General features: G+C 46.2%; 15 protein-coding genes. 9 read left to right on the forward strand and 6 right to left on the reverse strand.

Going from position 1 to position 19,596, the window contains the following annotated elements:
- Positions 1–127 precede the first annotated feature (127 nt).
- Positions 128–2,773 (forward strand): PAS domain S-box protein, encoded by a 2,646-nt coding sequence (locus tag J7623_RS15340; protein ID WP_291921673.1) that lies wholly within the window; start codon positions 128–130, stop codon positions 2,771–2,773.
- 9 nt (positions 2,774–2,782) lie between these two features.
- Positions 2,783–3,172 (forward strand): response regulator, encoded by a 390-nt coding sequence (locus J7623_RS15345; protein ID WP_291921677.1) that lies wholly within the window; start codon positions 2,783–2,785, stop codon positions 3,170–3,172.
- Here the strand turns inward: J7623_RS15345 and rpe are convergent.
- From rpe to J7623_RS15375, 6 genes are all read right to left on the reverse strand, one after another.
- Positions 3,153–3,818, reverse strand: coding sequence for a ribulose-phosphate 3-epimerase (gene rpe / locus J7623_RS15350; RefSeq protein ID WP_291921680.1), 666 nt, complete (start codon positions 3,816–3,818; stop codon positions 3,153–3,155). The genes J7623_RS15345 and rpe overlap by 20 nt on opposite strands.
- Before the next feature lie 33 nt (positions 3,819–3,851).
- Positions 3,852–4,862 carry a tetratricopeptide repeat protein gene (locus J7623_RS15355; protein ID WP_291921683.1) on the reverse strand — a complete coding sequence of 337 codons (1,011 nt, stop codon included), beginning with the start codon at positions 4,860–4,862 and terminating at the stop codon, positions 3,852–3,854.
- A 24-nt stretch (positions 4,863–4,886) separates the two neighbouring features.
- Positions 4,887–6,182 (reverse strand): threonine synthase, encoded by a 1,296-nt coding sequence (gene thrC, locus J7623_RS15360; protein WP_291921686.1) that lies wholly within the window; start codon positions 6,180–6,182, stop codon positions 4,887–4,889.
- A gap of 20 nt (positions 6,183–6,202) precedes the next feature.
- Positions 6,203–7,129 carry a homoserine kinase gene (locus tag J7623_RS15365; RefSeq protein ID WP_291921689.1) on the reverse strand — a complete coding sequence of 309 codons (927 nt, stop codon included), beginning with the start codon at positions 7,127–7,129 and terminating at the stop codon, positions 6,203–6,205.
- A gap of 77 nt (positions 7,130–7,206) precedes the next feature.
- On the reverse strand, positions 7,207–9,648 hold the full coding sequence (thrA, locus tag J7623_RS15370) for a bifunctional aspartate kinase/homoserine dehydrogenase I (protein ID WP_291921692.1): 2,442 nt from the start codon (positions 9,646–9,648) through the stop codon (positions 7,207–7,209).
- 581 nt (positions 9,649–10,229) lie between these two features.
- Entirely contained in the window at positions 10,230–10,358 is a 129-nt protein-coding gene (locus J7623_RS15375) for a hypothetical protein (RefSeq protein ID WP_291921696.1), read from the reverse strand.
- 151 nt (positions 10,359–10,509) lie between these two features.
- Between J7623_RS15375 and J7623_RS15380 the strand changes: the two genes are divergently transcribed.
- From J7623_RS15380 to J7623_RS15410, 7 genes are all read left to right on the forward strand, one after another.
- Complete coding sequence (locus J7623_RS15380) at positions 10,510–11,667, forward strand: homogentisate 1,2-dioxygenase (protein WP_291921699.1); 1,158 nt, start codon at positions 10,510–10,512, stop codon at positions 11,665–11,667.
- Between the two features lie 56 nt (positions 11,668–11,723).
- Positions 11,724–12,854 carry a 4-hydroxyphenylpyruvate dioxygenase gene (hppD, locus tag J7623_RS15385; protein ID WP_291921702.1) on the forward strand — a complete coding sequence of 377 codons (1,131 nt, stop codon included), beginning with the start codon at positions 11,724–11,726 and terminating at the stop codon, positions 12,852–12,854.
- A gap of 532 nt (positions 12,855–13,386) precedes the next feature.
- Positions 13,387–14,205, forward strand: coding sequence for a hypothetical protein (locus J7623_RS15390; RefSeq protein WP_291921704.1), 819 nt, complete (start codon positions 13,387–13,389; stop codon positions 14,203–14,205).
- Between the two features lie 263 nt (positions 14,206–14,468).
- Positions 14,469–15,218, forward strand: coding sequence for a L,D-transpeptidase family protein (locus tag J7623_RS15395; protein ID WP_291921706.1), 750 nt, complete (start codon positions 14,469–14,471; stop codon positions 15,216–15,218).
- Between the two features lie 244 nt (positions 15,219–15,462).
- Entirely contained in the window at positions 15,463–16,038 is a 576-nt protein-coding gene (locus tag J7623_RS15400; protein ID WP_291921708.1) for a gluconate 2-dehydrogenase subunit 3 family protein, read from the forward strand.
- 32 nt (positions 16,039–16,070) lie between these two features.
- A complete protein-coding gene (locus tag J7623_RS15405) occupies positions 16,071–17,768 on the forward strand; it encodes a GMC family oxidoreductase (protein WP_291921711.1) in 1,698 nt (565 codons plus the stop codon).
- Between the two features lie 85 nt (positions 17,769–17,853).
- The gene (locus J7623_RS15410) at positions 17,854–19,551 is read left to right on the forward strand and encodes a GMC family oxidoreductase (RefSeq protein ID WP_291921714.1); all 1,698 of its coding nucleotides are present in this window, start codon (positions 17,854–17,856) and stop codon (positions 19,549–19,551) included.
- Positions 19,552–19,596: the final 45 nt, after the last annotated feature.

The following is a 19,596-nucleotide window of genomic DNA, read 5'->3' on the forward strand; positions in this document are numbered from 1 at the left end:
GTGCATTAGTAAAGAATTGACCTTTATTCCAACATTTTATTACTTTTACCTGCACAATAGGGATTTTTTATTATATAATGCCTACTTTAGGATTTCCTGATACAACGATCTTAGATTCTGCTATCATATGAATGTAGTTATGCTGGACCAGCACTACCGGCACTTACAGCATCTCGAAGCCGCTATTAATGCCTGTGCACTCTCTGTTACAATAGATGCCGCCGGTACGGTGACTGCGGTAAATACGCAGGTGGTAGCCGCTTTGCAGCAATCATCCGATCATATCGTAGGCCAACCTCTGACCAGCATACTCCGCCCCGCTAACGCAGACCAGTGGCAAAAAATATGGAATACTCTCCTGGCCGGTCAACCGGTACAGGAACAATGCTGCTTTCTAAAAAATGAACATACACCGATCTGGCTCGAAGCCGGTATCAGCCCGCTACTCAATAGCAGCGGTACCATGGAACACTGTATGCTCATTGGTATCGATATCACCTCCCGCAAACTCGCCGAAATAAAAAGAGAACAAAATGAAATCTATTACAGCCAGGTACTGGAAAATCTTCCTCTCGGCCTGCAACAGTTTACAACCGACGGCAGGAGCATAGACATGAACAGTCGCCAGCGCGAAATATGGGGCGACGCGCATCCTTTCTTCACCAAACCGGAATACCAATGGCTGCAGGACCCGTTCTACCGCCTCAATGGCCTCTCCGATCTGTTTGAAGAAGTGATCACTTCTGGTAAAACACTCAAACGGGAAATACTACTCAGCTACCGCGAAAAAAGAAGCGAAAATATTACCCGGCTTTATCCCGTGTACTTCGAAGCCACCCTGTTCCCGCTCACAGATCAGCAGCGGAATATGGTCAATGTATTCCTCATCCTGGACGATATCACAGAGAAAAAACTCTCTGAACTCAGTCTCCAGAAAAGCGAACGTCTCCTCGATAATATCATCGAAAACCTGCCCATCGGCTACATTCAGTTTGATAACTTCGGGTTTATACGGCGCATCAATCAAACTCAACGCTTCTTCTTTAATTCGCCGTATCCCGCAGGGCGACAGCCTTTCAATGTAATGAACGACGACCTGTCCACCATGTTTGAACTGGACAAACTCTTCATCCAGGCACTGGAAGAAAACAGGTCGCTGCGCGTGGAAAAGAAAATCGACTTCTCCCAGGATAAACGCTGGACCACCGTTGGCCGCGAAGTGTACCTGGACCTTACCGTATTTCCTGTGATAGAACCAGTAGACAAAGAGATGATTGTAGTGGCGCTGGTGAATGATATCACAGATAAAAAAATGCAGGAACTGGAAAACAGGAAAAACCAGGAATTCCTGCAACAAACCGGTACCATCGGCAAAATCGGCGGCTGGGAACTGGATATAGAAAGCAATAAAGTACGGTGGACAGACGAAGCCTATCATATTCACGACTGCCCCGTAGGGGCTGAAATTGACCTTAAAAGGGCCATGGGATATTATACTCCTGAGTCCAGGGAAATACTCGACACGCTGGTAAAGCAGTGCCAGGCCGGTAAACCTTTTGATGCACAACTTACCATCGTATCTGAACGGCAACAAACCAAAAGAGTGCGCTCCATCGGGCAGCCCGGCTACGTAGATGGCCGCCTTGTCAGAATGTACGGTGTAGTACAGGATATTACTGAACAAGCGGAAATCAGGGACGCCCTCAGCCGTAATACAGAACTGATGCGGCTTTTCTTTGATACCATCGACATGGGATACGCCGCCATGGAGAAAAACGGGAATGTTAATTTCCTGAACCGCAAGGCCGAAAAAATGATTGGCCACCCGGTAGCCATAGGCAGCAATATCTTCGAAGAATTCCCCCGCCTCAGTGGTACCGTATTCTTCGCCCGTTTGCAGGAATGTATTCTCCAGCAGGCATCTCAGTCGTTTGGCATTTATTTCCCCGGGGTGGATAAGTGGTACGACTTCCTCCTCACACCCATGCAGGACGGCGGGATCTCCGTATTCATGCGCGATATCACCGACAGCCGTAAAATGCAGAAGGACCTGAGAAAAGCCAATGATCAGTTGTCGAACCTGAATAAAAACCTGCTCAATCAGAACAAGCAGCTGGAAGACTTTGCCCATATCACTTCCCATAACCTGCGGGCGCCAATCGCCAACCTCAAGGCTTTGATGCAGATGCACAATGAAGCCATCGCGCAGCAGGAGAGAGACCTGTACCTCGGCATGGTACATGAGGTGATTAAAAAGATAGATGAAACGCTGAACGACCTCGTGGAAGTGGTACAGATCCGGAAAGATGTGAATGTGGAGCGGGAGAAGCTGTTGTTCTCCGAACGGTTGCAGAAAGTAAGGGACGTATTGCTGGTAGATATTGAAACCAGTAATATCCAGATTACATATAACTTTGGTGAAGAGCCGGTCATTGAATACCCAAGGGTATACCTGGACAGTATTTTACAGAATTTTATTACAAATGCGATCCGTTACCGTTCTTCCGAGCGTACTCCTGCCGTACATTTGCAGACCTGGAAGGAGAATGAAAACATTATATTAAGTGTGCAGGACAACGGTGTAGGCATAGATATGGAACGTTTCGGCAACAAATTATTTGGCTTCCGTAAAACGTTTCATAAGAATAAAGACGCAAAGGGAATAGGCTTGTTCATTACCAAAACCCAGGTAGAAGCAATGGGTGGAAGTATAAGAGCAGAAAGCCATCCTGGACAGGGAACAAAATTTATTATTACATTTAGATCAGAATAAACCCCCTTTATGAAGTTGATCAATACGATTTTTATTGTTGATGATGACCCGATTCACCAGCAGATTGCTAAAATCATGATCGAACGGCAGGCTATCAGCACTAATATCCGCGTGTTTTCAGACGCACAGGATGTGCTGGACTATCTCCGCGAAAACGCGCAGGATGTTGCCGCGTTGCCGGATCTTATTTTGCTGGATTTGAACATGCCGGTGATGGATGGCTGGGAGTTCCTCGAAGAGTATGCCGCGTTTTGCGGTCAGCTCCCCAAAAATATCCGGATCTTTGTGCTCACCTCTTCTATCGATGAAAAGGACCGTGAGCGGGTAAGCGGATATGATTTTGTTACAGGTTATCTCACCAAGCCACTATCCAAGGAAATTATTGCGCACTTGTCTTAAGTGTGTGGATGGTTTTCTCCGGATCAGCAGATGAAAACACCGCGCTACCTGCTACCAGTACATTAGCGCCTGCATGAATGAGCTGCCCTGCATTTTCGGTTCCTATTCCTCCATCTACTTCAATCAATGCATGTGCATGGGTGTCTGATATGAGCTTTCTCAGCTGCTTAATTTTATGATAGGTTTGTTCGATGAAGGTCTGGCCACCAAAGCCGGGATTTACACTCATGACCAGTACTACGTCAATATCGCGGATCACATTTTCGAGCATGCTGATGGGGGTATGCGGGTTTAATGCAACACCGGCTTTCATGCCCAGTCCTTTTATCTGTTGTATGTTTCTGTGAAGATGAATACATGCTTCGAGGTGCACTGTTAAGATATCCGCCCCGGCTTTTTTGAAATCTGCCGCATATTTTTCCGGCTCTTCAATCATCAGGTGTACATCGCAGGGCTTGTTCGCTCTCTTCTTTATCTGCGCAATCACCGGCAGGCCGTAACTGATATTAGGTACAAATCTCCCATCCATTACGTCCAGGTGAAACCAGTCGGCTTCACTGCGGTTTACCATATCAATATCTTTTCCCAACTCGAGGAAGTTCGCTGCCAGTAAAGATGGCGCCACTAAAACAGGATGTTTTTCCAATGCTGTATTTTTGAGTCGTGTAAATTTAAGCAATTAAGGCTTCAGTCTTTGCAACGCTTCTTTCGCTTCCCTGAAATCTTTTTTAAATGAAGTTGCCTTGGCATAATCATCAATTGCCATTGCCTTATTGCCTAATTGTTCCTGGGCCTGGCCACGGTAATAATAAGCCCAGGCATCGGTGGGGGCTGATTTCGCAGCCAGGTTATAATACGTATACGCCTCTTTCCAGGCTTTTTTATCACTGTAAATTTTTCCCAGTGCCAGGTAGGCTTTTTCAAAGCCAGGATCCGCTATAATGCATTTCCGGTAGGAGAGCTGTGCATTGGCCGGGTCTCCCAGTTCTTCCTGGAACTGTGCGGCTTCATATAAGGGCCACGCATTGGTAGTATCCATACGCCATGCCTGGGTATAATAACCTAATGCAGCAGGCGCCTTGCGGCTGCGCAACAGGTCGGCCAGCTCCATTACCGCCTCAAATTCAGGTTGTGCACCGGCGGCATGAATGGCAGAGGTGAGGTGGCGGATAGCGGTAACGGTGTCCTGCTTATCTTCCGCCATGCGGGCTTTTAAGTAAAAGGCTTTGTCGCGTCCTTCCGTGGTAGCTGCCAGCACGTTGGCTATACTATCTGCGGAAGCATATGCTTTATTTTCTATCAGTACTGTTGCCAGCCGGTATTGCAGGTACGTATAGCCGGGGGCGGTAGTTAATGCCTGCCGGAAGTAATCAGCGGCTTTTTTATAGTCGTTTACCATCAACGCGGCTTCACCCGCGCCGGCCCAGTAATCTGTATTGGCAGGCGTTAATTTGGCTGCTTTTTCAAAGTCGGCTTGCGCTAATGCAGGATTGGTATTAAACAACAGTAAAGCACGGCGGTAATACAACTCCGGGTTGTCCGGAAACTGCCGGATAGAGTCCGTAACAGGACGGATGATATCACTTTGCAATACTGAGTCGGCATTGGCTGTGGCAGCCGGTTGCCGGGTGCCGCCATTGTTACAGGCCACGGCACCCGCTAATAACAGGAGGATAGATAAATACTTCATACGAGCGCCAAAACTACAGAATCCTTATCGCATTAACCACTTTTTGAATGTGGTGTAGTCTGCGGGTAGTAAAGTAGCTTCTTTTTCTTTGCTGTATAAAGACATCACCTTGGCCGGTGTATATATTTCTTCGCGGATCGACTTCGGCGCAGTGTCTTCAAATTTCACCGGGTGTGCGGTTTCCAGGAACACACCGGTGAAGGCAGGGGCTTGTTCCAGGTAACGTTGCAGGCCCATGAAACCTACGGCCCCATGCGGATCCAGCATATAATGATTTTCTTTCCATACCTGCTCCATGGTACGGGCGGTATCTTTATCATTAAAGCTATAGGCCGTCAGCTTTTCCGCAAGGGCAGGCAAACTATTGCCGAATAATTCCAGTATCCGCACAAAGTTGCTGGGATCAGCCACATCCATGGCATTGGACAGTGTGGGTGAGGCTTTACCCGGCTCATATTTCCCACTGGCCATGAAGCGGGGAACGGTATCATTGATATTGGTGGCTGCCACAAAATGAGCCACAGGTAAGCCCATAGCCGCCGCCATCATGCCGGCGCAAATATTACCAAAGTTACCGCTGGGCACAGCAAATACCAGTTTAGGATGAGCGGCTTTCATCTGTTTATAAGCCAGGAAATAATAGAACATCTGTGGCAGCCAACGGGCCACATTAATGGAGTTGGCACTGGTCAGCGAACGATGATCCTGCAGCTCTTTATCCAGGAATGCCGTTTTCACCAACTGCTGACAATCGTCGAAAGTGCCCTGTATTTCCAGTGCATGGATGTTTTTTCCTAGTGTGGTCAACTGTTTTTCCTGCAGGGTACTCACCTTTTTGGAAGGGTAAAGTATCACCACTTCTACGCCAGGAACGTCATAGAACCCGCTGGCCACGGCTCCGCCGGTATCGCCGGAAGTGGCTACCAGCACGGTAACGGGTTGACTGCTGTTGCGGCGGAAATAGCCCAGGCAACCTGCCATAAAGCGTGCGCCTACATCTTTGAAGGCGAGGGTAGGGCCATGAAATAATTCAAGGGCAAAGGTATGACCGGTAACTTTCTGCACAGGGAAAGGAAAGTGCAGGGTGTCGGCCACAATCTTTTTTAAAGCTGCTTCGGGTATTTCGTCACCTACAAATGGGCGGATAACCTGTAAGCCGATTTCATGATCCGTATATTCGTGCAGGTGAGTAAGGAAGTGTGGGTCTAACGTAGGAATCTGTTCCGGAAAATATAACCCTCTGTCTGGCGCCAATCCCTGTACTACTGCTGTTTCGAAATTTACCTGGTGCTGCTTGTTTTGTAAGCTGAAATACTGCATGGATAATACGATAATTTTTGTTAGTCAATCACTTTAACACCGGCGGTGTTGATTTGGGACACATAGATTTTATAATCTACTCCCAGTGGTGCGTAAACGCTATCCATAGTAGCCGCTACTTTGCGGGCATTTTCTTCTCCTTTGCTCAACATAAATACAGAAGGGCCGGAACCTGAAATACCGCCGCCGAGTGCACCGGCTTCTTTGCATTTCAGTTTCAGTTCATGAAAGGCCGGAATGAGAATGGCGCGTACTGGTTCTACAATCACGTCTTCCAGGGAGCGGCTGATCAGTTCGTAGTCGTCCTGGTACAAACCTGCTACCAGTGCACCCACATTACCCCACTGCCGGATGGCATCAGTCATCAGTACTTTCTGCTTCAAAATTTCACGGGCATCCGAGGTTTTTACTTCTATTTGCGGATGTATAACGGTTACCCATAAGTGTTCGGGTGTATGCAGCGTGGTGATATCCAGCGGACGGTAACTCCTCACCAGTGTAAATCCACCGAGAATGGCCGGTGCTACGTTGTCGGCATGTGCGGAGCCACAGGCCAGCCTTTCTCCTTCCATGGCAAATCGCACCAGTTGTTTCCTGGTAAAAGGTTCGCCCAACAGGTGGTTCACGCCTACCACAGCGCCCGCGCTGCTGGCGGCGCTGGAGCCAATGCCGCTGCCGGGATGTATCTTCTTAAAAATCTCTACTTCAATCCCGATATCCGGTTGATCATATTTCTGCAATAAGGCCTGTATCGCTACGCCTGCTACGTTACGGGACGGTTCCAGCGGCAGATCTGCACCATGGATGGCGGTAATACGGATGCCCGGTTCAGACACCCTGCGAAGGATCATCTCATCTCCCGGCGCATCCAGCGCCAGCCCGATTACATCAAAACCACAAGCCACGTTCGCTACAGTTCCCGGCGCAAATACTTTTATACTATCCATATAAAGGTTTAGTTAGTTTAATTTAATAATTGATTCCTACGTTTGCAAGGCTTTGGTAAGGATTAATGAAAAGTTCATTACCTGGCGCTGCGGATAATATCTGCAAAAATGCCGGATGCAGTAACGTCTGCACCAGCACCGGCGCCTTTTACAATCAGTGGCTGGTCTTTATAGCGACTGGTAGTATACAACACGATATTATCTTTTCCTTCCAATTGAAAAAACGGGTGATCCGGTGCTACACTTTGCAATCCTACCGATGCTTTGCCATCTACATAGCTGGCCACAAATTTCAGGCGTTTGCCTTCGGCAGCGGCTTTTTCCCGAAGGCCCTGGAAATGGCCGGCATGTACATCCAGTTCTTCGTAGAAGTCGGGTACGGAAGGCGCATCCAGGCAGGCAGCGGGGAGAAAGGAGTGGTTGGTGATTTCATCCATTTCAATGGCGGCGCCGCTTTCCCTTGCCAGGATGAGTATTTTTCTCATTACATCTTTACCACTCAGGTCTATACGTGGATCCGGTTCAGTGTATCCTTCGTCCTGTGCGGCTTTTACTACTTCGCGGAAGCTGGCGCCATTCACAAAATGATTGAATACAAAGTTCAGGCTGCCGGATAACACGGCTTCGATACGATGTACTTTGTCGCCACTTCTGATCAGGTCATTGAGCGTGTTGATCACCGGTAACCCTGCGCCTACGTTGGTTTCAAAAAGGAAGGAGGCATTGTATTTCCGGGCCAGGTCTTTCAGTTGTTTATAATACACATAGTCGGAAGAGCAGGCAATTTTATTGCAGGTAACCACGGAAATACCATGTTGCAGGAACTCGTGGTATACGGCAGCGATATCCCCACTGGCAGTATTGTCTACAAATACGCTGTTACGCAGGTTCAATGCTTTTATTTGCTGCACAAAGTCGGCAGTGCTCATGTGGCTGCTGCCTTCCAGTTGGGGACGCCAGCTTTCTAGTGCAATACCGCTGTCGGCTATCAGTGTATGTTTGCTGTTAGCGAGACCAATAACGCGCACCTGTAAGCCCAGTTCATCACGCAGGTAATGCTGCTGTTGCTGCAGTTGTTCCAGCAGCTTGCTGCCTACATTGCCTACACCGGCGATGAAGAGGTTTACCTGTTTCAGCGGGGTTTCAAAGAAGGTTTCGTGCATCACGTTCAGGGCTTTCTTGATGTCGGCCTTATTGATCACAGCAGAGATATTTTTCTCGGTAGAGCCTTGTGCAATGGCGCGCACGTTAATCCCGTTGCGACCCAGGGTGCCAAAGAGTTTGCCGCTGGTGCCGTGATGGTTCTTCATTTTATCACCTACTACTGCTACAATGCAGAGGTCTTTTTCCACATGCAGGGGCTCAATGCGTTTTTCCAGGATTTCCTGGCCAAATTCACTGTCCACCGTAGTTTTGGCTTTGAGCATATCCGCTTCATGAATCCCTACGGTAATAGAGTGTTCAGAAGAGCTCTGGGTAATCAGGATTACGTTGATCCGTTCCCGTAAGAGGGATTCAAACAGTCGTTTCGAGAAGCCGGGAATGCCCACCATGCCGCTTCCTTCAAGGGTCAGCAAGGCAATGTGCTGGATGCCGGAGATGCCGGTAACAGGGAAGCTGCGGTCAGCACTGTCTTGTATGAGGGTGCCGTGATCTTCTGGAGCAAAAGTGTTTTTGATCCAGATGGGAATACGTTTACTCATCACCGGTTGTATGGTAGGAGGATAAATAACTTTGGCGCCGAAGTGCGACAGTTCCATTGCTTCCACGTAAGAGATATGTGAAATAGGAATGGCCTGGGATACAATACGGGGATCGGCAGTCATCATACCGCTTACATCTGTCCAGATGTCAAGTACATCTGCGTTTACAGCGGCGGCGATGATAGCAGCGGTATAGTCGGATCCGCCGCGGCCCAGGGTAGTGGTCTCCCCTTCGGCGGTAGCGGCTACGAAGCCTGGCAGCACTACATAATCAACGGTGGATTGTGCGAAGTACTGGGTAATATTATGATTGGTGGCAACAAAGTTAACGGCGGCGTGACCGAAGTGATGATCGGTGACAATAAGTTCCCGGCTGTCTTTGCAGGTGGCGGAGAGCCCCTGTTGTTTTAATTTTTCCGCTACAATGGTACAGGACATCAGTTCACCGTAGCTCATGATTTTATCCAGGGTACGGGGACTGAGTTCTGCTACCTGGAAGATGCCATCACAGAGGTTTTCGAGGGCATTCAGTTTTTTCTTCAGTTGGCTGATCTGGCTGCTTTGTGCAGTAATAGGGAACAGTTCACGGATCGTATCCAGGTGCCTGGCTTCAATTTCCTGTAATATGTTTTTGTAATCTTCCTTGCCCTGTTCTGCGAGTTGTCCGCAGCGTATAAGCTTGTCCGTTACTCCGCCTAATGCAGATACGATGATGGCATATTGTCCGGCCGGTTTATATTTTTTGAGGATGTGGCAAACCTGTTCTATTGCTTTGGCGCTTCCAACTGAAGTGCCGCCAAATTTTAATACTTGCATATGGAAAATTTATACGTAGATAAACTCCGGGTCCTCCCGGTGAAGTACCACCTTCGTGGTCGTTGGATCATATGTGAAAATTAACCCCGCAGTGGGGTTGTAATAATTGTTGTGGACGTTGTTGCCATAATAGTGTCCGTGTCCTGCTGAGTGGCAGGAGTAACAGAGAATTGATATGTATAAAACGGTATCACTATTTGAAATATGACGATTGTGTAACAAAAGTCTACAATTACACCGGTAAATAAAAGTGCAGTGGATATTTTTAGAAATATTTTAAAAAATTGCTTTTTTATTTGTTTTTGTACCTGTTTTAGTGTTGTTTATTGAGTTTAGTGTAATAAAGTTAGTGTTTGTATATGTTTTTGTTATTTCAATATGAACTGAAAATTATAGTTGTATGACTTTTGTGTGACAATAAAGATGCTTTCTGCAGGAAACGACGGAAGGAATTGTCAGCCTTGCAGGTAGTTTTTAGTGAATACTATTTGAAACACTATTTTGGATAATATAGAATTATATCCTTAACTTAGTTGCCTAAACAATTGCCACTTGTATACAAGTAACAGTCAGCTTAACTACTACTTTCTCATGGCCACACTCGCCATGGATTCGACTTTGGCATAACCTCTTCCAACGGCCGCTACCGGCCATTCTTCGTATTTATATACCGTAACTTTGTATTGATAGTTTTGGCTATCCGGGTGCATGTGTATCTGATATTTTTTTACTGCCTTTACGGGTTGCGCGTGGACATATAATTTCGATCATACACCAACAGGAATCATACACCCATTCAATTTTAATTGTACACCAAATTTTAATTGTACACCAAAACAATTCTTTTTCAATTTACCTGTTATGCCACATTATCATAAACTCGGACAAATACCGCATAAACGCCATACCCAGTTTCGCAAACCGGATGGCCAGCTGTATTCGGAACAGTTGTTTTCCACGGAAGGATTCTCGTCTCACTCCAGCTTATTATATCACTGTCATCCCCCTACGGAAATTGTGAAAGTAGATGAGCCTTATTCCGTAGCCCCTAAGGTAGCGGAAGAAAAAATGCTGAAACACCGCAGTTTTATGGGCTTCAACATCAAACCGGAAGACGATTTTCTGCAAAGTCGCAAAGCAGTACTGGTCAACAGCGACCTGCATATTGTACTAGCCTCTCCCCGCAAAAGCATGGAAGGCTACTTCTATAAAAATGCAGACGCAGATGAAATGATCTTTGTACATGAAGGCAGCGGCGTACTGAAAACACAATACGGACAACTTGAATTTGGCTATGGCGATTACCTCGTAATACCACGTGGTACTATTTACCAGATCTCTTTCAACAGCGCAGATAACCGCCTGTTTATTGTAGAATCGTTTAGCCCTATCCGTTACCCAAAAAGGTACCTGAGCAAATACGGACAACTGCTGGAGCATTCCCCGTATTGTGAGCGGGATATCCGGCAGCCGCAAAACCTGGAAACCATCGATGAAGCGGGCGACTTCCTGATTCGTATCAAAAAGAAAGGCGTGATATATCCGATCCACTACAAACATCATCCGTTTGATGTGGTAGGATGGGATGGATGCGAATATCCATTCGCCTTTTCCATTCACGACTTCGAACCTATCACCGGCCGCGTGCATCAGCCACCTCCGGTGCATCAGACATTTGAAGGCAACAACTTCGTAGTGTGTTCTTTCTGTCCCCGTTTATTTGATTACCATCCGCAGTCCATTCCGGCGCCTTATAACCATAGTAATATCGACAGCGATGAGGTATTATATTATGTGGATGGCGACTTTATGAGCCGTAAGCACGTGGTACGCGGTATGATCACCCTCCATCCGGCGGGTATTCCGCATGGCCCGCACCCGGGCGCTGTGGAGAAAAGCATTGGCGCAAAGGAAACAAAAGAACTGGCAGTAATGGTAGATACCTTCCATCCCCTGCAAATCACAGAAGAAGCGCTGGGCATCGAAGATGGCAGCTATGTAGTGAGCTGGGCAGAGTAACAGATTAATTTGAACGGCAACCAACCACCTTATAAACACCAAAACAATTGAATGTTATGGAAACAGCATTAATGAATGCAGACAACTTAACCGGTCAGCAGGATTTTTTACCACTCAACGGAACAGATTATGTTGAGTTTTATGTAGGCAACGCCAAACAGGCCGCCCTTTACTACAAAACAGCTTTCGGCTTTCAGTCAGTCGCCTATGCAGGCCCTGAAACGGGTGTGAGAGACAGAGTATCCTATGTACTGGTACAAAATAAATTGCGCTTTGTACTCACTACTTCGCTGCTTCCCGATACAGAAATTTCCCGTCACGTGGCAAAGCATGGTGACGGTGTAAAAGTATTGGCATTATGGGTAGACGATGCCCGTGCTGCTTACGAGGAAACTGTAAAACGCGGTGCTACTCCTTATATGGAGCCAACCGTAGAGAAAGATGAGTTTGGAGAAGTAGTACGCAGTGGCATTCACACTTACGGTGATACTGTTCACGTATTCGTAGAACGCAAAAACTATAAAGGCTTATTCCTGCCAGGTTTCAAAGAATGGAAAACGGCGTATCAGCCAACTGATACCGGGTTATTATACGTAGACCACTGCGTAGGTAACGTGGGTTGGAATGAAATGAATACCTGGGTAGCGTTTTATGAGCGTGTAATGGGCTTCAGAAACCTGCTCTCGTTTGATGATAAGGATATCTCTACCGAATATTCTGCGCTTATGAGTAAAGTGATGAGTAACGGTAACGGACGTGTGAAGTTTCCGATTAATGAACCTGCAGAAGGCAAAAAGAAATCACAGATAGAAGAGTACCTGGATTTTTACGGCGGCCCCGGTGTACAACATGTCGCCATTGCTACCAATGATATTGTGAAAACGGTATCTGAACTGCAAAGCAGGGGAGTAGAGTTCCTGAAAGTGCCGGGAGAATACTATGAAACGCTGTTGGATCGTGTGGGTAAAATAGATGAAGCGATTGCACCACTGCAGGAACTGGGAATCCTGGTAGACAGGGATGATGAGGGATACCTGTTGCAGATTTTCACCAAACCATTGCAGGACAGACCTACTGTATTTTTCGAAATTATTCAGCGCAAAGGGGCACAGTCTTTTGGTAAAGGGAACTTCAAAGCCTTGTTTGAATCTATAGAAAGAGAACAGGCATTGCGCGGTAACTTATAATTTATCTATGCTCGCTTTAGTGCTCCTGTAAGGGAGCGTCCATCGGCCCCGGCTGATGAAGTTTACAACAATTTACCTGCAGGAGGGTGTTTCAAAATTATATTTGAGACACCCTCCTTATTTTTTGATATTGATAATCAATTATTTATTACTTCTGAAACAAAGGTTAAACTACATTTATCTTCTTTACAATTTATTAATAAACACTGCAGTAAAATGTTAATAGAAACTAATTTGAATTAGTTGTTATATATAAAAATGTGCAGTTTGTGTTAGCGAATTCATCTGTTCTGGCCGATACATTTGAAAAATAATAAGCAGAACTAACTTTTTTCTTTTGTTTTAATAAATATTTATTATTTTTAATGTGTAATTAATAACCATATGAAAACCGTACATGTAAGAGTCAGTTTGCTTTAAGTTGTTTGTTGTTAACAACTTAATAACCATATCTCTCTTCAGTTCGCCATAGTTTTGCGTATTCTTTACACAAAGTAAATATTTAGTATTTGTAACCTAACATTTGTAATCTATGCTCAACATTTCTGCTGCCCAACGGGCCGGGTTTGCCGTATTGGTAATGGCATCAACAATCGTTTTCTCATCATTCCGCTCCGACAGGAGCAATCAACCAGGTACTTATCTGCATAAAATATCTTCTCCTGCCGGTCAAACCGTGCTGGAATATAATGCCGATAAAACCATTCAGAAAATTACACAGTTCCGTAAAACGGAAAACGCTACTTACACCGATGTACAGCTTCCGGTATATGAAAAAGGCCGCCTGGTAAAAAGCCTGTTCGCAGACGAAGAAAATGCCACTACCGGTGACCTTTACACGTCGTTTGACTATGCCGGCGACAAAGTAGCTAAAATCAGCTACTATCGTAATAATGTTGTGTATACTTACGATTCACTCGTATACAATGAAAATGGGAAGCTGGCAGTTCGCTACCAGTTTGGCAAAAATCCGCTGAAAGGTAACTGGGAAAACACCGGCTATCAGCAATTGACCTGGGATAACGAGGGTAACGTAGCGCAATTGGATAACTTTGCTAAACAGCCAGGCTACTCTAAATTTGTACATACCTCAGCAGTGAGCTACACGTATGATAAACAGCAGAATCCTCAGCAGTTACAGCCTGAGCTGGGCTACCTGATGGACCTCAGCGCAGCTAATTTATCTGCACATAATATCCTCACAGAAAATATCAGCAGCACCAACTCTTCCCGCGTAGTTACCAGCACTTATTCGTATGCCTATAACGGTGCGAAATACCCGGTACGTGGTACCTACACTTCCGGTATGGACGCGGCTGTAGTAAAACTGGAATGGATTAAACTACAGTAAAGCAATAATCACTTAACTTTACAATATAAAAATAACTGTTCCGTTTTTTATGAGGATACAAACGCTGTTCGGTGTATTGTTTTTGTTAGGTGGGATTTTCCAGGCTTTTACGGCTATATTGATCTATCAGGGGCACAAGCACTATATATTGAAGATTGCCAGCAAGAGAGTGAGTATGGTAATATATTTTATTTTTGCCCTCTTATTGTTTTATCTTGCCTACGTAAACCTGGTTTAAATATTAAAATTTGTTGAATTAGTATATGAAGCGACTTGTTGTAATCGTTTTGGTTTTATTAGGTGCAGGCAACCTGTTTGCCCAGCAATCCTTCCTCGAAAACCAGAAAATGTTTCCCAAAGTAGGGGAGGCATACCGTGAGAAGGAAGAGTTGCTGAAGAAAGAGTTCGAAAAGAAAGGGTTGACTTATCCTGCAAAGTATATGTTTATCCGCTCCTTCAAGCTCGACAGTGAAATGGAGATCTGGGTGAAAAATAACGCCTCTGATACGTTCCGCCTGTTTAAATCGTACCGTGTTTGTACACTGTCCGGAAAAATGGGCCCTAAACGCAAGGAAGGCGACCGCCAGGTACCAGAAGGATTCTACTATATCAACGACTTTAATCCTAACAGCAACTACCACCTGTCGCTTGGTATCAACTATCCCAATTTTTCAGATCGCATTCTGAGTGACGCCAAAAATCCAGGTGGCGAAATTTATATTCATGGTAACTGTATCACCGTAGGTTGTATCCCGTTAACAGATGAGTTCATTGACGAAGTATACATCCTCGCCGTAAACGCCAAAAATGCCGGACAGGACTTTATTCCGGTACACGTTTTCCCCGTGAAATTTGGCAACGCAGGATCCATGAATTACCTGGGTACATTTACACTGACAGATGGTTCCTCCAAACAATTCTGGACTGAACTCAGAGGTGCCTACGATTACTTTGAAAAACATCACCGCCTGCCGGTAGTACTGGTAGATGATAAAGGGAAATACGTGATGTAAGCAGATAAGAAATTTTTGAAAAATGGAAAATATTTTGGGAGATAAGAAACGCTAAAGCGGTTTTTATCTCCCAAACTTTTTTTAAAGCAAACACACCCGGAAAGCCTTAAAAATCAGGTAGTTCCGGTATTAAAAGCCCCCTTAGTGTAACTTTTACACCATTATTCCTGCCTTTTACCCATATTAATTTGGTTTTTAGCAATATTTTTTCCAACTTGTTCGGAGGTCAAATCAATTTACCAGTATGCACAGAAGAGACGCAATAAGGAATGTGGCGATTTTGTTAGGCACCGCCATTTCCGCTTCCACGTTATCAGCTTTAGAAAGCTGCACAGGCTCCGCACCGAAAAACTATGATTTGCAAAAGCCGGAAACCAAAACGTTACTGGCGGAAATCGCGGACACCATCATCCCCCGAACCGATACGCCCGGCGCTAAAGACGCCAAAGTAGAGGAATTCATCATTGTAATGATGAATGACTGCTATAAAAAAGAAGACCAAAAGGTATTCCTGGACGGCCTGTCGAAAATTGACGCCGCCAGCAAAAAAGAATTCAACAAAAGTTTCATGGAAATCACCCCTGAGCAACGTACCAAACTGCTCACGGCGATTGAGGAAGAACGCGTGAACTATAACAAGCGTAAAGACAAAAAAGAAGGAGATCCTACCCATTACTTCCAGTACCTGAAAGAATTAACCCTCCTGGGCTATTTCACCTCAGAGCCAGGCGCTACCAAAGCCCTGCGCTATGTACCTATTCCAGGGAAATACGAAGGCTGCATTCCTTACACCAAAGGAGAAAAAGCCTGGGCGGTATAACACCTCTTTTTTAAGCTTAAATCTGATCTTACATGAACCTGAATATAAAAGCACAGGAAGAGCACACCTATGATGCCATTGTGATTGGCTCAGGTGTGAGTGGAGGATGGGCAGCAAAAGAGCTGACCGAAAAAGGACTTAAAGTATTAATGCTCGATCGTGGTAAACCGCTGGAGCACGTGAAAGACTATGATACGGCCACCAAAGATCCATGGCAATTCAAACACCGCGGCCGTATCACGGTAGATCAGCGCGAAACACATCCCAAGCTGAGCCGCGACTACCCTTATTCTGAACACAACGAGAAATTCTGGATCAACGATTCAGAAAGTCCATACAACGAAGTAAAACGTTTCGACTGGTATCGTCCGGACATCGTGGGTGGTAAATCCATTATGTGGGGACGTCAGTCGTACCGCCTCAGCGATATCGATTTTGAAGCCAACCTGAAAGATGGTATTGCTGTTGACTGGCCTATCCGCTACAAGGACATCGCTCCCTGGTACGACTATGTAGAGAAATTTGCCGGTATCAGTGGTACCCGCGAAGGCCTGCCACAGCTCCCTGATGGCCAGTTTATGCCCGCCATGGAAATGAACTGTGTAGAGAAGGACCTCAAGAAATCAGTAGAAGATAAATTCAAAGGCCGTATCATCACCATGGGCCGTGTGGCTAACATCACACAGCCATTACCAGGTCGTGAAAAATGCCAGTATCGCAACCTTTGCAGCCGCGGATGTCCGTTTGGTGCCTACTTCAGTACCCAATCGTCTACACTGCCTGCTGCCAGAGCTACCGGCAACCTCACGCTGCGCCCGGATTCCATCGTAAACTCCGTGATCTACGATGAGAAAGCCGGCAAAGCTACCGGCGTAAAAGTAATCGACAAACACACCAAACAAATGGTGGAATACTACGCTAAAATCATCTTCATCAATGGATCTACACTGGGTTCTACTTTTGTGATGATGAATTCTATCTCTTCCCGCTTCCCGAACGGACTGGGAAATGATAGCGGCGTACTCGGTAAATACCTGATGGATCACCACTTCCGCACCGGCGCCTCCGGCACCGCGGAGGGATACGATGACAAATATTATTTCGGTCGCCGTGCAAACGGTATCTATGTACCACGTTACCGCAACATTGGCAGCGACAAACGCGATTATATCCGCGGATTTGGCTACCAGGGTGGTGCCAGCCGATCAGGATGGAGCCGTGGTATTGCCGAAATGGGTGTAGGAAAAGACTTCAAGGAAATGCTCACCGAGCCAGGTCAATGGAGCGTTGGTATGGGCGGTTTCGGTGAATGCTTACCTTATGAAGCCAACCAGGTAACGCTGGACAACTCCGTGAAAGATGCCTGGGGCCAACCGGTATTGAAGTTCGATGCAGAATTCAAAGAGAACGAAAAGAAAATGCGCGTAGACATGATGAATGATGCCGCAGAAATGCTGGAAGCAGCCGGATTGAAAAACGTAAAAACATACGACAACGGCTCTTATCCTGGTATGGCGATCCATGAAATGGGTACCGCACGTATGGGACGTGATCCGAAAACCTCTGTGCTCAACGGCTTCAACCAGATGCACGCAGTGAAAAACGTATTCGTAACCGATGGTTCTTTCATGACTTCCGCTTCCTGCGTAAATCCTTCCCTCACGTATATGGCTATGACAGCCCGTGCAGTGGATTACGCTGTAAAAGAATTAAAGAAAGGAAATATTTAACATGATAGTACTTAGCGGTCAGGAGATGGCTTTTTGAGTAAAAAGTCATGCCCTGGCCGCTAAACACTTATAACACCCTTGTAACATGAACCTGAATATAAAGGCGCAGAAAGAAAATACCTACGATGCTATTGTGGTAGGATCCGGTATCAGTGGCGGATGGGCGGCGAAAGAGCTGAGCGGAAAAGGATTGAAAACCCTGGTGCTGGAAAGAGGCCGCAATGTAGAGCATATCAAAGATTATACTACCGCGTTGAAAGCGCCCTGGGAATTCGCCCACCATCTCAATACTACCAGCGAGATGCGCGAAAACCATCCTATCCAGAGCCGCTGCTATGCTTTCGATGAAGCTACCCAACAGTTCTGGGTAAACGATAAAGAGAATCCTTACAATGAAGTAAAGCCTTTCAACTGGTTGCGTGGCTATCATGTAGGTGGACGTTCGCTGATGTGGGGCCGCCAGGTATACCGCTGGAGTGACCTCGATTTTGAAGCCAACGCAAAAGACGGTCACGGTGTTGACTGGCCTATTCGTTATAAAGACATTGCGCCCTGGTATGAATATGTAGAAAGATATATCGGCGTAAGTGGACAGGCAGAAGGGTTACCACAATTGCCCGACGGCGTTTTCCTGCCACCCATGGAAATGAATTGCCTGGAAAAACATGTGGCAGCAAGAGTAAAGGAAAAGTATAACGACCGTATCATCACCATTGGTCGTGCTGCACACCTGACCAAGGGATTGAATGGTCGTGGTCCTTGCCAATACCGTAGTCTTTGCGCCCGTGGTTGTCCGTTTACCGGCTACTTCAGCAGCAACGGCGTAACGTTGCCAGCTGCTGCCGCTACCGGCAATATGACGCTGCGCCCGGATTCTATCGTATTGGAGGTATTATACGACAAAGATAAAAGCAAAGCCACTGGTGTAAGAGTGATGGATTCCCACACCTTACAAACCGTAGAGTATTATGCAAATATCATCTTCCTGAATGCCTCTACACTGGGTACCGCCTGGATTATGATGAATTCTGTATCTGACCGTTTTCCGAATGGCTTTGGAAATGATAGCGGACAATTGGGACATAACCTGATGGATCATCACTACGGCGTAGGCGCCGGTGGCGAATTTGAAGGTTTCGAAGATCAATACTACAGCAGTGGTCGCCGCCCTAATGGCATCTATATTCCACGTTTCCGTAACACCAACGCACAAACGATGCGCACCGATTATGTACGTGGATTTGGCTACCAGGGTGGTGCAGGTCGTGGCAGGGGTACCAGCGGGGATGGTATCGGTGTACAACTGAAAGCTGCGCAAACTGAACCTGGTAAATGGAGTATGGGAATTGGCTCATGGGGCGAACATCTGCCTTATTTTGAAAATAAGGTGACCATGAACAAAGAGAAGAAAGATAAGTATGGATTGCCAACATTAGACATCGACTGCGAGTTTAAGGAGAATGAAATGGCCATGCGTAAAGACATGAAAGCAAGTGCCATTGAAATGCTGGAAGCTGCAGGATTGAAAAATGTGGGCGGTTACGATGGCGCACCACCTCCGGGACACTGCATTCACGAAATGGGAACTGCCCGTATGGGTAAGGATCCTAAAACATCCGTGCTGAATGGTTTTAACCAGGTACACGCGGCAAAGAATGTATTTGTATCTGATGGCGCCTGCATGACTTCCTCTTCCTGCGTGAATCCTTCTATCACCTATATGGCGCTTACCGCCAGGGCATGTGATCATGCCGTTAATGAACTAAAGAAAGGGAATATTTAGAAGCAGAGAGCTGAAAGCTGAAAGCTTAAAGCCGAAAGCAAAAAG

Source organism: Chitinophaga sp. (assembly GCF_017745275.1).
Taxonomy (GTDB): Bacteria; Bacteroidota; Bacteroidia; order Chitinophagales; family Chitinophagaceae; genus Chitinophaga.

What these genes read in the sequence shown, in the direction of transcription:
- J7623_RS15340 (WP_291921673.1), top strand. Translation starts at nt 128, where the DNA reads ATGAATGTAGTTATGCTGGACCAGCACTACCGGCACTTACAGCATCTC.
- J7623_RS15345 (WP_291921677.1), top strand. Translation starts at nt 2,783, where the DNA reads ATGAAGTTGATCAATACGATTTTTATTGTTGATGATGACCCGATTCAC.
- J7623_RS15355 (WP_291921683.1), bottom strand. Translation starts at nt 4,862, where the DNA reads ATGAAGTATTTATCTATCCTCCTGTTATTAGCGGGTGCCGTGGCCTGT.
- thrC (WP_291921686.1), bottom strand. Translation starts at nt 6,182, where the DNA reads ATGCAGTATTTCAGCTTACAAAACAAGCAGCACCAGGTAAATTTCGAA.
- J7623_RS15365 (WP_291921689.1), bottom strand. Translation starts at nt 7,129, where the DNA reads ATGGATAGTATAAAAGTATTTGCGCCGGGAACTGTAGCGAACGTGGCT.
- thrA (WP_291921692.1), bottom strand. Translation starts at nt 9,648, where the DNA reads ATGCAAGTATTAAAATTTGGCGGCACTTCAGTTGGAAGCGCCAAAGCA.
- J7623_RS15375 (WP_291921696.1), bottom strand. Translation starts at nt 10,358, where the DNA reads ATGCACCCGGATAGCCAAAACTATCAATACAAAGTTACGGTATATAAA.
- J7623_RS15380 (WP_291921699.1), top strand. Translation starts at nt 10,510, where the DNA reads ATGCCACATTATCATAAACTCGGACAAATACCGCATAAACGCCATACC.
- hppD (WP_291921702.1), top strand. Translation starts at nt 11,724, where the DNA reads ATGGAAACAGCATTAATGAATGCAGACAACTTAACCGGTCAGCAGGAT.
- J7623_RS15390 (WP_291921704.1), top strand. Translation starts at nt 13,387, where the DNA reads ATGCTCAACATTTCTGCTGCCCAACGGGCCGGGTTTGCCGTATTGGTA.
- J7623_RS15395 (WP_291921706.1), top strand. Translation starts at nt 14,469, where the DNA reads ATGAAGCGACTTGTTGTAATCGTTTTGGTTTTATTAGGTGCAGGCAAC.
- J7623_RS15400 (WP_291921708.1), top strand. Translation starts at nt 15,463, where the DNA reads ATGCACAGAAGAGACGCAATAAGGAATGTGGCGATTTTGTTAGGCACC.
- J7623_RS15405 (WP_291921711.1), top strand. Translation starts at nt 16,071, where the DNA reads ATGAACCTGAATATAAAAGCACAGGAAGAGCACACCTATGATGCCATT.
- J7623_RS15410 (WP_291921714.1), top strand. Translation starts at nt 17,854, where the DNA reads ATGAACCTGAATATAAAGGCGCAGAAAGAAAATACCTACGATGCTATT.